Raw genomic sequence first — 12,327 nt, 5'->3', positions numbered from 1 at the left:
GTCATTTGTTTAATCATAGGATAAGTCTGTCTAAAAATAATAAAATTACCATATTTAGGTTATTTCACTTGCAACTTAATAATAATTTCGCCACTATTTTATGTTTTAACATCATTAGATTAAAAATAAGACTTGGATCACCGATTTTCAACAAACGATGAATAATTCAGGTTAATATATTACATTATATAAATCAATTAAATTTAATAAATATTATTAATTATCACAAATGCATTTTTAAAAAGAATTTAGCTGAATCTTTGGTTTGAATTCAACTTTCGCATTTAGAAATACATAATATACTTTATAGACTGTAGAAGAAGTAACTGTTAAAAAATGTTTTTTGTATGTCACAAAAACATGTAGCAAACTTATCCTTATAGAAAGTTTCTTCACTGGTTTCCCGTCAACAACACAACAATTTCACTGAAGAGTATGCAATATCGTACTAGATTAGATATGAGATTCTTCTTCTACATATAAGGGACCTACGATAAGCATGTGGATGCAACCGTTACCTGATGTAGCATCACAAATTGTATTAAGTCTACTTATATCTGATATTAAGGCGAGAGATTCTTTTGGGATAAAATATTATAAACGTCTCTTGTCCCCCCCCTTGTAGTGCTTAAAACATAAAACAAAAGATATCTCTCATGTTTATTTTCTTAAAAAACTTCCCAGATTTCATCTGTGATAGACAAAACCCAGGAAGTTTTTATTACTATATTCATTGAAAGTAACCCTCCATTCTTGTCACTGTGGAATACTTTCTTTCATTCTATGATTATATAAGTAATTTATTTTAGAATCTAAATCATTTAACTGCGCCCGAAGCAACACCTTTTGTAATCTGTTTCGAGAATACAAAGTAAATGATTAACATTGGAATTGTAGCAATCCCTAATGAGGCAAAGAATATACCATGGTCAAATCCTGAGTTACCAGAACTGACAGCTCCAACAGCAACTGGCAGTGTTCTAGATTCTGGTCTTGTTAATAGTACAGACGCAAACATATATTCACTCCATATCGTAATGACATTAATAATGGCAACTGTCGCCATTCCTACCTTTGTCATTGGTAAGGCTATATACCAGAATGTTTTAAATTCACTACATCCATCTATTCTCGCAGCTTCTTCCACAGCATTCGGTACCGTTTCAAAGAAGGATCGCATAATAAGAATACTAATCGGCAGATGAAATGCAGCATAGATAATCATAATGGCAAATAAATTATTTGTTAATCCAAGATTTTCAATAAAATAATATACCGGTACCACTAAGGCATGAATTGGAATCGCTATAAATGCTACCATTGTAATGAAGAATATTTTATTCCCTGGAAATGCTTTTTTCGCCACTGCATAACCAGCCATTGCGGCAACAAATATAAGGATAACTAATGATCCAACTGTGACCATAATACTATTAAGCAAAGCGGATCCCATTGCATAGTCAGTTAAGGCAGTAACATAATTAGATAACTTAAGTTGTTCTGGCAAACCAAAAGGATTTCGTAATATTTCTCCATGTGATTTAACCGATGTAATAAACATATAAATCAATGGATACGTAACTAGAATGGTCCATATGATCAGTAATAAATATACGACTGGTTTAGATAGCTTTTTTATATTCAATTACATCACCTACCCGTCTATTTTTGATAATTTTGATAATTTAATATAGTAGCTACAAATTATCATAACGATAATTGTCATTGAAACAGATATGGCAGAAGCATATCCGAAATTTTGTTCAGAGAATGCGGTTCGATAAAGAATCGTTCCAAGCACGTCAGAAGCGTAATTTGGTCCACCTTGGGTCATAACCCAAATAAGATCAAATGTTTTAAGTGAATTAATTATTTGAAGCATAATGATGACATATGCCATTCTTTTTACCATTGGAAGCGTAATATAAATAATTCGTTGCCATTCTGATACCCCATCAAGCGTAGCAGCATCATGAATCTCAGTTGGTATTCCTTCAACTGATGATAAAAACAACAGCATTGTCCATCCAGTAATTTGCCATATTGCTACAGCAATAATGGAATAAACCGTCAGATTCGGATTCCCTAACCACAATTGAGTATATTCCTCTAAACCTATTGTTCTTAGAAACGTGTTTAATATACCAAAATTCGGTTCAAATACTTGTGCGAATAGAGCCGATATTACAGCAGTTATTAACATTACTGGTATGAAAAATACGAATTTATAAATTCTCCATCCAACAAGCCTTCGATCGATAGCAATCGAAAATAAAAAACCTAAAACAACAGTAATTGTGGCAAATAAAAAATATATTTTAAGTTATTAACTACCGCATTCCAAAATCGATCATCTGTGAAAAGCTTAATATAATTACTCACACCAACAAACTCAGCTTCACTGTAGCCATTCCATTTAAAGAAACTTAAACTAAAGGAATGGATTAATGGCGCTACCATTACGGTTAACATTAATAGAATGGACGGCAATATAAATAAGTAACTCATTTTATGTTCATTCAATGTGCGTTTAAAGGTAGTAAATTTACTCTTAGGGCGATCTTTATTAATGGAAGGTATAGATTGAGTATATTTATCCATGAATAATCTCCTTTCATCGTATCTTATCTGTAGAAAAAGTAGTAAGGTGAACTCGCCATAGAGACGAGTTCTCCATTTGAATTATTCATGAACTTCTTCTACCATACTATTAAACTCTTCAGCAAATTCTTCTGGTGTATATTGTCCCATTATCAAACCTTGAATTAACGGAACTGCTGCAGGACGATAAGCACCTGGCATTACTGTATTGAAAATAATATGTGTTCCTTCTTCTTGCATCTCTTTATACATTTCTGCTTCAACTTCAGAATAAACTTCTAAAATTTCTTCTTCAGATAAATCAGTTCTTGACGGGAAGTTAGATGAATTTTCACCCGTTACTTTTTGTCGCTCTTTACTCATTACAAAAGAAATAAACTTCTTGGCCCATTCCTCTTTTCCAGTATCGTTTATTGCCATAATCGCTTGACCGTCATAGTATCCAATTGTTTTACCTGCATCTTCTCTAAATTCAGGGTAAAAGAACATTCCTAATTCAAAGTCTTCAGGTAACTCACTTCCTAACATTCCAGGACCAGCGTTAACGGATGCATCACTATACATTGCTGCTTGTTCTTGAGCAAATATCGCTCTTGCCTCATCTGCTTGAATACCTGCAACCCCTTCAGGCATTAAATTCGAGCCCATTTCTTGCATCAAACGGAATGCATCTACTATATCCGGATGAGTATAATCCATGTCTTCTTTGCTTAATAACCGTTGATAATGTTCGGGACTTACGGTTCTTTTAATTGCAATGTCTAATAAAGCTGTTGCCTGACTAGGATTAGCCATACCTGATGTCCAAGGTATATAACCTGCATCTCTTAATGGATCCCCCATCTTCAAGAATTCTTCAAAGTTTTCAGGTTCTTCAAGCCCAGCTTCTTCAAACGCTTTTTTGTTATAAAAAATGATTGGATTTAAAACTATAGATTCTGGAGCTGCATATTTATGTCCATCTGAAGAAGTATAAGACTCCAATGTTTGTTCTGTTAACACGTCATTCCAACCTTCACTTTCATATAACTCATCAAGAGGTAAAAGTGCACCTGAATCAACAATGTCATGATAAAAACCGTTTGCCCAGAACCAGGCTACATCTGGCTTATCATCAGAGTTGAAAAGTCTAACTGCATTTTGATTATAGTAATCATCGTCATAATCTCTCAATTCCACCGTAACGTTTGGATTTTCTTCCTCAAACGCTGCAATCTCCTCTTCCCACCGAACTATGCTTTCTCCACTAATCGTTGCAAAAACTAAGTTTACATTTTCTTCTCCATCACTACCATTGCTATTGCTTTCATCACCTGACGCATTATCAGTTTCCGAGCCACAACCAGCAATAAAAAAGAAAGCGATTACACAAATTACAAAGAAACTTTTCTTAAAATTTAATAACATGAGAAAACCTCCTATTAGTTTAAGTAATGTAGTTAGTGATTAAAATAATCACTAACTAATTTTTGCTTTTTCTTTTGTAACGGTGTTCAAGATAGATAATAAAATATTCTGACTTTCAAGAGAGTCTTTATTTTTGACAATGTTATCAATATGGTCTAAGCCTAGCTGATCAATCAACTCATTCATTAGTTTGAAAACCTTAATATTCATTTCACATTCCTTAATAGGATCTTCACGAATAGGAAAAGTATCAAAGTAGATAAGACCGTTATAATCATACTTTTTTAGATAATAAATGAATTCAAGTGTTTGGATAAAGTGCACAGAACTTAACATCATTCCATCGTCATTATCTTGATAACCATCATTAACATGAATTCCCATTAACTTATTTCGCGATTGCGCTAATGCAAGTGAAAGTGCAGGGTTTTCTTTTTTCATCAACATATGGCACAAATCCAATGTTATCCCAACATTATCACAGTTTATGTCTTCTATCCCTAGTAAAGTTGTGCCAATATCACTAAATAGTGTAAACGCTCTTGGTTGATAAGGCTTATATTCAATACTTATATTGGAATTCGGATTTTTTTGAGCAACTTCTCTAATTGCCTCGACTTGCATCTCCCAAGCTTCCTGATAATTTAGTTGAAATGAATAATCAAAGCCATCATTCGCCATCCAGATCGTGGTTACGGTTCCTCCAAGCTCATCACATATCTCTACAGCTTCTTCCGTTAGTTGTATAGCTTTTTGTCTTATTTCATTCTGGCTATTGGTAAATTCCCCCCTCTATAAAACGTTTGATCATAACGTAAAGCGATTCCACTTACTTTTAAATTAAGATCCTTCACTTTTTGTTTGACTTCATCGACAGTTACTTCTGTAAAATGCTGAGGATAATTTAATTCCACATGAGTAAGTCCTTCAACATGTGACATTCTTTCAATTAGATCTAATGTAGTAACCTTTTCTTTTGATCCGTCCCAAAACTTATCTGGTTCTGTAAAAAATGAGTTTAACCGAGTAGAAAATTTTAGGTTATTCATATAATTCCTCCTCAAAAAAATTTTATAACAAACAAAAATTAAATAAAATTTGTTGTTGAAAACAATATATAATATTTATTTTAAAAAGTCAATAAGTAAAAAATATATTTTTAATAGCACAATATTAGCGTTTATTTGTTATAAAGTTTATTTTTTATATATTAAAGTAAAATAATTTTAATTTGCTGTCATTGGTATTTTGTTTTATAATTGAAATAAGTAAAAAAAGGGGGGGTGGACTAAAAATGAATGGTGAAGAACAAGAACTAAATGGGAGAGATATCATAATTTATACACGTAGTATTCTTCCCTCACTTAGTAATAAAGAGAAATTAGTGGCTGAGTTCATCATTAATAATTATGTTGAGTTAAGTAAAATGACCATTAATGATGTATCAGATAAATTAAATGTAAGCGAAGCTACAATTGTAAAATTAAGTAAAAAACTTCAATGCAATGGCTATTTATCTTTAAGGAAAACTCTTTCTGATTATGCTTTAAACAACCATGATGTACCCTATCAAGAAGAATATAATATCAATGACAGCTCAGAAGATATTTTTATGAAAGTATTTCGCAACTCTATTGTGGCATTACAAGATACCATGGCAGGATTTGATAAATCTGATTTTAAAAGAGCAGTAAATGCATTAAAAAATGCTAAAAAAGTCTTAGTACTTGGTTTAGGCGGTTCAGGCAGTATTGCAGATGATATTGCCCACAAATTTTTGAAAGTAGGGATAGAAGCTCAATCTTATCGTGATACACATATGCAATTAATGGCCTCTTCTTTATTAAAAGAAGGAGATATTGCGATAGGTATTTCTCACTCTGGTACTACAGCATCGGTAAATTACGCATTACAGACAGCTAAAAAAACTGGTGCAATAACTATATGTATTACAAATCACGTTAAAAGTCCAATAACAGAAAACGCAGATATTCAATTAGTTCATACGCTAACAATTCTCCGCTAACTGGTGAAAATGCTGTTACAAGAATTGTCCATTTAAATATCTTAGATGCATTATATAACTCTGTTGTTTTAGATAATTATGAAAAGACAACAGAAAATCTTGAGAGAACCAACTTAGCTGTCAAACATCAACGTTTAAATAAAAATAATAAATAACGAGAGGGAGGTTTTTGTAAAATGAAGGAACATATAACGGTTTTCGGAAGTTTAAATTATGATTTATTAGTAAAACAACAACGCATGCCAAAGATAGGAGAAACTTTTATTGGTGAGGAACTGGTTGAAATGTGTGGAGGAAAAGGTGCAAATCAAGCTGCACAATCAGGCAAATTAAAAATGAAGACTATATGATAGGTAAAGTGGGAAATGATTCATATGGGGGATATAATGATTAATTCTTTAAAAGAGAATAATGTAGATACTACATATATTCAAAAAACTAATGGACGCTCCGGTACCGCTGTAGTGCACATAATGCCAGACGGCGAGTATTATAGTACAATCTTAAAAGGAGCTAATTTTGATATTACAACTGATGACGTTGATCAAGCAGAAGAGATAATTAAAAATAGTAAGATCATGATATTTCAGTTAGAAAATCCAACATCTGTAATTGAATATGCAATGACAAAAGCAAAGGAACACGGTTGTTATATTATACTAAATGCAGCACCAGCAAAGAAAATTACTCCAAACATGTACAATTGCATTGATTGTCTCATAGTAAATGAATCTGAGGCATCATTTTATTGTTCACGTGAAGTAAATACAATCGATGAAGCAAAGATGGCAAGTCAAACCTTATATAAACAAATTAATGGTCCTGTTATTGTGACCTTAGGTAAAAATGGATCAGTGGCATTTGATGGAACTAACGAGTATTTTCAGCCAGCTAAAGAAGTTAAAAGTGTAGATACAACCGGAGCAGGTGATGCTTATACTAGCGCTATCGCATATGGCATTTTTAATAATCACGATATGCAACAAAGTATGGAATTCGCAACAAACGTTAGTGCAATTGCTGTAACAAAAGATGGAGGACAAAATTCTTTTCCAGTCCTTGAAGACTTGATGAACTTATAATAAGTATTTGATCATATTTCGTGAGATCTAGTAAGCGAATGAGTGTTATCAATAAGTCAGAAAAGTCATCAAATGATTATGTTCTTCCATCCATAGCCATTAAATATCGATCATTCACATAAAAAAACTTTTTTCTTAGTCTTTTAATCCCCCCCGAAATGAGAGGTCATTATTTAAAAGTAATTCGAAGTCTACAATAATACCTCTGGTTTTACTTTATAAATGATGGCCTTTTATTATTTTTTTATTTACCTAAATAAGGTAACCTTATGCATTAGTAAAGTTATTTAAGGAAATAGGAAGAATAGATGAGCTTGGTTCTAGCATTAGGAATACTTATAAATCTTGACTTCCACACCGTAAAATAATGTTATAGATCTTGATATATCTTGATTTATACCAAAACGACTATGCTATACTTTTACTTTTAATTCGTTTTTACTAAGAAAAATACTCCTTAGAGAAGGAAAACCAGTTATTAAATAATAGGGTTATGGCGTAAAGCTTTAACGAATGAAGATCATCCAAGAGTTGAAACATTGCTTCTGTTGATTTTTGTAGCGCCTCTTGGCGTCGCTTGTAACCTATCATACGTTTGTCAATGTTATTATGCATTTTATGTAATCGATTCTTCTTACGTCATGCCGAATATTCGCTTAAGTAAGCAGTGTCACCAGTTTATTTCATTTTAAAAATTGAGCTAATATAAAAATTAGTTTCATTCTTGATTCCGAATTGGTTGTATTTTTGTTTTATTTTGGATATCTTTTTCAAGTAATTTCAGTCTCATCAAATATTCTAAGGAGTATTTAAACTGTGAAAGTTGATTTTGAATATTTATCAGTGATTGATTGTTTCATTTTCTTTCAGGTTTAACCTTTCTAACTATACTTATTATTATGTCTAGTAATATATTAATTTTTTTATTGCTTTCAATAGTTCTAAATTTCTTCACAAAGATTTAAAAGAGTTTTCTATATATCTTTTATTATTTTATATCTAAATCTTTTTAATAGTTTAGAAGCGTTGTATCCGTTACGTGGCAGGCATTACAAGATAAAAACATAGCAATAGTAGGATAAAAGATAGCAATTATAGGATTAAACTCTTAAATAAGATAGCAATAATAGGATAAAGGATAGCAATTGTTGGATGTGAAAGATAGCAATAGTAGGATAAGATGTAACAAAAATAGGATAAAAGATAACAATTATAGGATGAGATATATTTAATACATGAAATAGACCCTATTAATGGGATTAATAAAAGGTTTAAGAGATTTAATTTGTTATATTTGTCTGAAAATAGATAGAATTATCCTACATTTGTTACAGTGTATCCTACAGTTGCTATATTTCATCCTATAATCGCTATACTTATAACGAATTTCAGCTAAACGGTAGATTTTAACTGGGAAATCGTATAATCTAAGCAATATAACAATCTATTAAGATAATGGTTAAGGTGATTCTATGGAGATAGTGAAAAAACAAAACCAAATGGTTGTCCAATCTAATAATCTAGTAGAAGCTTATTACGATAGTGACTTAACAGCAACGGAACATAAAATTATTCGTTATGCTGCCAGTAAAATTAAAAGCAATCCGGATCAGTTTCCAACTGTATCGTTTGATGTAAAAGAGTTTATGCGGGCAGGTGGTTTGAAAGGAAATGCGTATCATAAGAAAATCGAAATAATTGGTGATGAATTATCAGGTAAAAGAATTAAAATACAAAATGACCAAAAGATCGGTTGGTTTCCTTGGCTATCTTCTTTGGTATATGATAACGGAACAATCTATCTCTCATTCAATACATTGATCAAGGACTTATTATTAGAATTAGAAGGGCAGTTTACCAAGTATAATTATCAATATATAGGAGATATGCGAAGTAGTTATTCTATACGTTTATATGAATTATTAAAACAATATGCTCCAATTGGAAAAAGACGCTTCGATTTGCTAGTTTTAAAGAAAATGCTAGGTGTAGATGGGAAGTATAAAGGTTATGGTCAATTCAAACAAAGAGTTTTGAATCAAGCAAAGAAAGAGTTAGATCGAAAAGGTAAATTGATTTTTTCCTTTGAGGAAATCAAACAAGGTCGTCAAGTAAAAGAAATTGTGTTTTTTATTCAAGTTCACGAGGAACAATTAAGTTAGATGACTTTATCCAAGATGAGGAACAAAACATTTTTGTGGAAAATGTGAAAGCATTATTAGAGAAAAATCAAATTCATGTAAAAGACAATGATATTAAAAAATGGGAAACGTACAGTTATTCTTTAATAGAGCAAACGGTAGAGGAAATCAAAGATCAAAAAATGAAGTATCCTGCTGCGTACATAACAAAAGTATTAGAGAACAAACATGAATTATTTTTACATACACGTCAACACGTACATGCAGAAAATGATAATATTGCAGAAATTCTGTTACAGTTTATTAAAAGATGGGAAAAACATGGGATTATGCCTGATTGGTTTATTAAGGACAAATTAGAAAAACATTTAAAAAGTGAATTTTCTTTAACAGAAATAGAAAATATATGGGAGGATAATAAGGATTATTTGATTGAAGTTATTAATAAGTAAGCTGAAAAAATTCATTTTATGTCTTATCTTCATGTGATTAGTTGTTGGTAGTATTTCACCCTAGTGTTTCAGCAATAAAAATCATCAAGAATAATCAAACTCAAGTTGAATTATCAGAAAAGACAGTTAATATTTTGGTGAAGAATGAATCTTTTAAAGTTGAAAATATATCCGAACTAAAATTAGTAAAAGGATCATATTATGGGAGAAAAATAAATTATTGAAAAAAATTCTTAACTTGAACAGCCTAAAAATGATTCTTTTGTGGATGATTATTTGTAACATCGAATAATGCAGACGATTTTACGCAACAGATATAACCTTTATTAGTAACTAAAATTGATTAAAAGAAGAGGGTCATGCAAAAAAGCGTGCCTTTTTGTTCTTAAAATGTCACTTTTTCTTATGGATAAAATCCTGTGGCGTATAAAATGCTTCATTTTTGCGTCTGTTAGAAGAGATAGAAGAAAAACCATCTCATTGATCATGTCCACTGAAATGAACCACTTCTGCCATAGCTTTTAGAACCGAATGGCAAATAATGTACCAGTAAAAGCCATGCGTTTACCACTTCATTCCTGTGTAATAGACAATTTATATTTAAATATCGGACACGTTTGTGGAAAAATATCTATAGAATATAGTGATTATTTCTGGGTGGTATCAAAAGTACTTTTGATACCACTATGCTGTTTATCGGAGGAATCTTACAATATTATGTCGAAGTCTGTTTTAATACTAATATTTGTTCGAACTACTTGTAACATCGATTATCTGAACTTATTAATATATATTTTAAACACTAGTTGTTAACCAATCGGGCCATTATGTGGAATGCTTGAATTCAAAATAATATAGTGTTGTACCTATGTATTAAGGAATTTTAAAATAATTGGTTTTAGGGTTGTTGTAGAGGTTACTTATGTTTCCTTAATTATAAAAAACTGTTATCCGATTATGTAGAACAATAGAGTTCAAGATGATGTTTAAGTGGAAACTGGACTTTTATAAAGGTTTATCTTTCCAAATTTTAGATTTAATAAATAGTAAATTTATGGTAAGGTGTGTTACTTTAACGCTAGAATATCTAAATTTTCTTCTTCAAAAGGGTGTTATTTTCTTGGCAATTAAAAATTTTAAAAAGCTTCAGCAATTTGGTGAGTAGAAACTTGCAAAAAGAATAAATGGAGGAGGAAAAGGAGAGGTATGGAAAGCTAGTAACGATAATAAAAGTTTTGCAATTAAGTTACTAAAAAAATCGAACATGACCTCTTATGAGAGGTTTAAAGATGAAATAAAAATTATAGAGCAATTACAAGGTATGATTGGAATCTTACCCATTATAGATTATAACCTACCTGATTATCATAAAAAAGAACAGACCTGGTATGTAATGTGTAATTGTCAACTGAAAATTCCCCCCCCATATAGTCATTAAAAAATCCCCCCCCACCTAAATTTTCCAATTATAAGTAGGGAACCAATTCTTAATTAAATGGGCTAATCCCCCCCAGTTGAAATTCGAAATCTATTTTTTCATCTTTTAATTTATCTACTTTTTTGTGTAATAAACTTATTTCTTTCTCCATCCTTCCAATTTTGATTTGGTCATCCATTTCTTTCTCATAAGCTGTTCCGGACCATCTGAGTTCATCAATAAAGTCCAATACATCCATTTCAATTATCGTATTGCTATTGTCCCTTTTCGTTGCTTTTAGTTTTCCTTCTGTTATCCACTTTTCTATCATGTGCGGATCACATTCAATCTCGTAAGAATGAAGAACCTACGGTTTCCGACAACGTCATATTTTCCATGAACGAGTCTCCTTCTTTGATTGTTAAACCAATTGCTGGTCCTCAAGCCACTGTTTCGTTTCCTTCATGCGATAAGAATTTCCATTCATATTGACGATATAGGCTTGGTGTGTTAAACGATCAATCATCGCCGCAGTCATCACGGGATCTTGAAAAATTTCTCCCCATCGTTCAAATGAAAGATTGGTTGTAATAATCGTTGATTTTTGACCTGCTCTTAATGATAAATGGGTAAACAAAAGTTCAGCTCCTTCTTTATCAAATGATATATATCCCATTTCATCAGCGATTACTAAATCGTACTTTTCAAAGCGATGTTGGAAAGTACGTAAGGTTCTCTCGGATCTACATTCTCTTATTCGATTGATGAGTAGTGGCACTGTAGTAAACCATACCTTATATCCCTGCATACAGGCCTCGATTCCCAACCCAATACTTATATGAGATTTCCCTGTTCCTGAATTTCCGGCTAAAATGACATTTCTCCCTTCCTTTATAAAATCAAGCGTTTTAAGACGCTTATATTTCTTTTGGGCATCTTCGGGTAAATCCAATATAGATAAATCCTCCAAGTGCTTTTTATACGGAAATTCAGCTCGGCGAATGCGGTTATATCTTGCAGCTTCTTGCCTTGAATCCGTTTCTTTTTGTAATAATAGGGCTAGAAATTCCTCATAGCCAACGTCCCTTTCTGCCGCATCCTTTACATATTCCTCAAAATGTTGCCGAATCATGGGCAACCTTAGATCTTTACTATATTGAACTACTTCTTCTCGCCAATTTCTTTTATTCATGCAATTTCC

At 31.8% G+C, this 12,327-nt stretch carries 14 protein-coding genes; 5 read left to right on the top strand and 9 right to left on the bottom strand.

From position 1 onward, the window contains the following. Positions 1–817: 817 nt before the first annotated feature. The 6 genes from JCM21714_RS15745 to JCM21714_RS20575 all read right to left on the bottom strand — a co-directional run bounded on the left by JCM21714_RS15745 (position 818) and on the right by JCM21714_RS20575 (position 5,057). Entirely contained in the window at positions 818–1,645 is an 828-nt protein-coding gene (locus JCM21714_RS15745) for a carbohydrate ABC transporter permease (protein WP_035725763.1), read from the bottom strand. Between the two features lie 9 nt (positions 1,646–1,654). Beyond that, positions 1,655–2,233, bottom strand: a complete 579-nt coding sequence (locus tag JCM21714_RS15740; RefSeq protein ID WP_268748382.1) for a carbohydrate ABC transporter permease — start codon at positions 2,231–2,233, stop codon at positions 1,655–1,657. Between the two features lie 47 nt (positions 2,234–2,280). Next, positions 2,281–2,601, bottom strand: a complete 321-nt coding sequence (locus JCM21714_RS15735) for a carbohydrate ABC transporter permease (RefSeq protein ID WP_035725758.1) — start codon at positions 2,599–2,601, stop codon at positions 2,281–2,283. Positions 2,602–2,682: 81 nt separating this feature from the next. Then, positions 2,683–4,008, bottom strand: a complete 1,326-nt coding sequence (locus JCM21714_RS15730; protein WP_035725755.1) for an ABC transporter substrate-binding protein — start codon at positions 4,006–4,008, stop codon at positions 2,683–2,685. A 51-nt stretch (positions 4,009–4,059) separates the two neighbouring features. Beyond that, positions 4,060–4,755 carry a sugar phosphate isomerase/epimerase family protein gene (locus JCM21714_RS15725; RefSeq protein WP_235182965.1) on the bottom strand — a complete coding sequence of 232 codons (696 nt, stop codon included), beginning with the start codon at positions 4,753–4,755 and terminating at the stop codon, positions 4,060–4,062. Between the two features lie 11 nt (positions 4,756–4,766). Next, complete coding sequence (locus JCM21714_RS20575; protein WP_200868468.1) at positions 4,767–5,057, bottom strand: hypothetical protein; 291 nt, start codon at positions 5,055–5,057, stop codon at positions 4,767–4,769. Between the two features lie 245 nt (positions 5,058–5,302). Here JCM21714_RS20575 and JCM21714_RS15720 point away from each other — a divergent pair, with 245 nt between their 5' ends. The 5 genes from JCM21714_RS15720 (at position 5,303) to JCM21714_RS15705 (ending at position 9,709) form a co-directional block, all read left to right on the top strand. Then, complete coding sequence (locus tag JCM21714_RS15720; protein WP_052000810.1) at positions 5,303–6,034, top strand: SIS domain-containing protein; 732 nt, start codon at positions 5,303–5,305, stop codon at positions 6,032–6,034. A 176-nt stretch (positions 6,035–6,210) separates the two neighbouring features. Beyond that, positions 6,211–6,384: a hypothetical protein gene (locus tag JCM21714_RS20260; RefSeq protein ID WP_158413543.1), complete on the top strand. Its 174-nt coding sequence runs from the start codon at positions 6,211–6,213 to the stop codon at positions 6,382–6,384. A gap of 24 nt (positions 6,385–6,408) precedes the next feature. Next, positions 6,409–7,116 carry a PfkB family carbohydrate kinase gene (locus JCM21714_RS15715; protein ID WP_158413542.1) on the top strand — a complete coding sequence of 236 codons (708 nt, stop codon included), beginning with the start codon at positions 6,409–6,411 and terminating at the stop codon, positions 7,114–7,116. 1,481 nt (positions 7,117–8,597) lie between these two features. Then, positions 8,598–9,278 carry a replication initiation protein gene (locus tag JCM21714_RS15710; RefSeq protein WP_158413541.1) on the top strand — a complete coding sequence of 227 codons (681 nt, stop codon included), beginning with the start codon at positions 8,598–8,600 and terminating at the stop codon, positions 9,276–9,278. A 35-nt stretch (positions 9,279–9,313) separates the two neighbouring features. Then, entirely contained in the window at positions 9,314–9,709 is a 396-nt protein-coding gene (locus tag JCM21714_RS15705) for a hypothetical protein (protein ID WP_035725753.1), read from the top strand. A 1,340-nt stretch (positions 9,710–11,049) separates the two neighbouring features. Here JCM21714_RS15705 and JCM21714_RS23255 read toward each other — a convergent pair. The 3 genes from JCM21714_RS23255 to istB form a co-directional block, all read right to left on the bottom strand. Further along, entirely contained in the window at positions 11,050–11,175 is a 126-nt protein-coding gene (locus JCM21714_RS23255) for a hypothetical protein (protein WP_268748381.1), read from the bottom strand. 21 nt (positions 11,176–11,196) lie between these two features. Further along, entirely contained in the window at positions 11,197–11,457 is a 261-nt protein-coding gene (locus JCM21714_RS15690; protein ID WP_035725744.1) for a hypothetical protein, read from the bottom strand. A 90-nt stretch (positions 11,458–11,547) separates the two neighbouring features. Further along, positions 11,548–12,318: an IS21-like element helper ATPase IstB gene (gene istB, locus JCM21714_RS15685; protein ID WP_035725765.1), complete on the bottom strand. Its 771-nt coding sequence runs from the start codon at positions 12,316–12,318 to the stop codon at positions 11,548–11,550. Positions 12,319–12,327 lie beyond the last annotated feature (9 nt).

It is taken from the genome of Gracilibacillus boraciitolerans JCM 21714 (genome assembly GCF_000521485.1).
In the GTDB taxonomy this organism is placed as follows: Bacteria; Bacillota; Bacilli; order Bacillales; family Amphibacillaceae; genus Gracilibacillus; species Gracilibacillus boraciitolerans.
This window is presented reverse-complemented; position numbering and strand designations above follow the sequence as displayed.

What these genes read in the sequence shown, in the direction of transcription:
- JCM21714_RS15690 (WP_035725744.1), bottom strand. Translation starts at nt 11,457, where the DNA reads ATGATAGAAAAGTGGATAACAGAAGGAAAACTAAAAGCAACGAAAAGG.
- JCM21714_RS20260 (WP_158413543.1), top strand. Translation starts at nt 6,211, where the DNA reads ATGAAGGAACATATAACGGTTTTCGGAAGTTTAAATTATGATTTATTA.
- JCM21714_RS20575 (WP_200868468.1), bottom strand. Translation starts at nt 5,057, where the DNA reads ATGAATAACCTAAAATTTTCTACTCGGTTAAACTCATTTTTTACAGAA.
- JCM21714_RS15730 (WP_035725755.1), bottom strand. Translation starts at nt 4,008, where the DNA reads ATGTTATTAAATTTTAAGAAAAGTTTCTTTGTAATTTGTGTAATCGCT.
- istB (WP_035725765.1), bottom strand. Translation starts at nt 12,318, where the DNA reads ATGAATAAAAGAAATTGGCGAGAAGAAGTAGTTCAATATAGTAAAGAT.
- JCM21714_RS15735 (WP_035725758.1), bottom strand. Translation starts at nt 2,601, where the DNA reads ATGGATAAATATACTCAATCTATACCTTCCATTAATAAAGATCGCCCT.
- JCM21714_RS15720 (WP_052000810.1), top strand. Translation starts at nt 5,303, where the DNA reads ATGAATGGTGAAGAACAAGAACTAAATGGGAGAGATATCATAATTTAT.
- JCM21714_RS15715 (WP_158413542.1), top strand. Translation starts at nt 6,409, where the DNA reads ATGGGGGATATAATGATTAATTCTTTAAAAGAGAATAATGTAGATACT.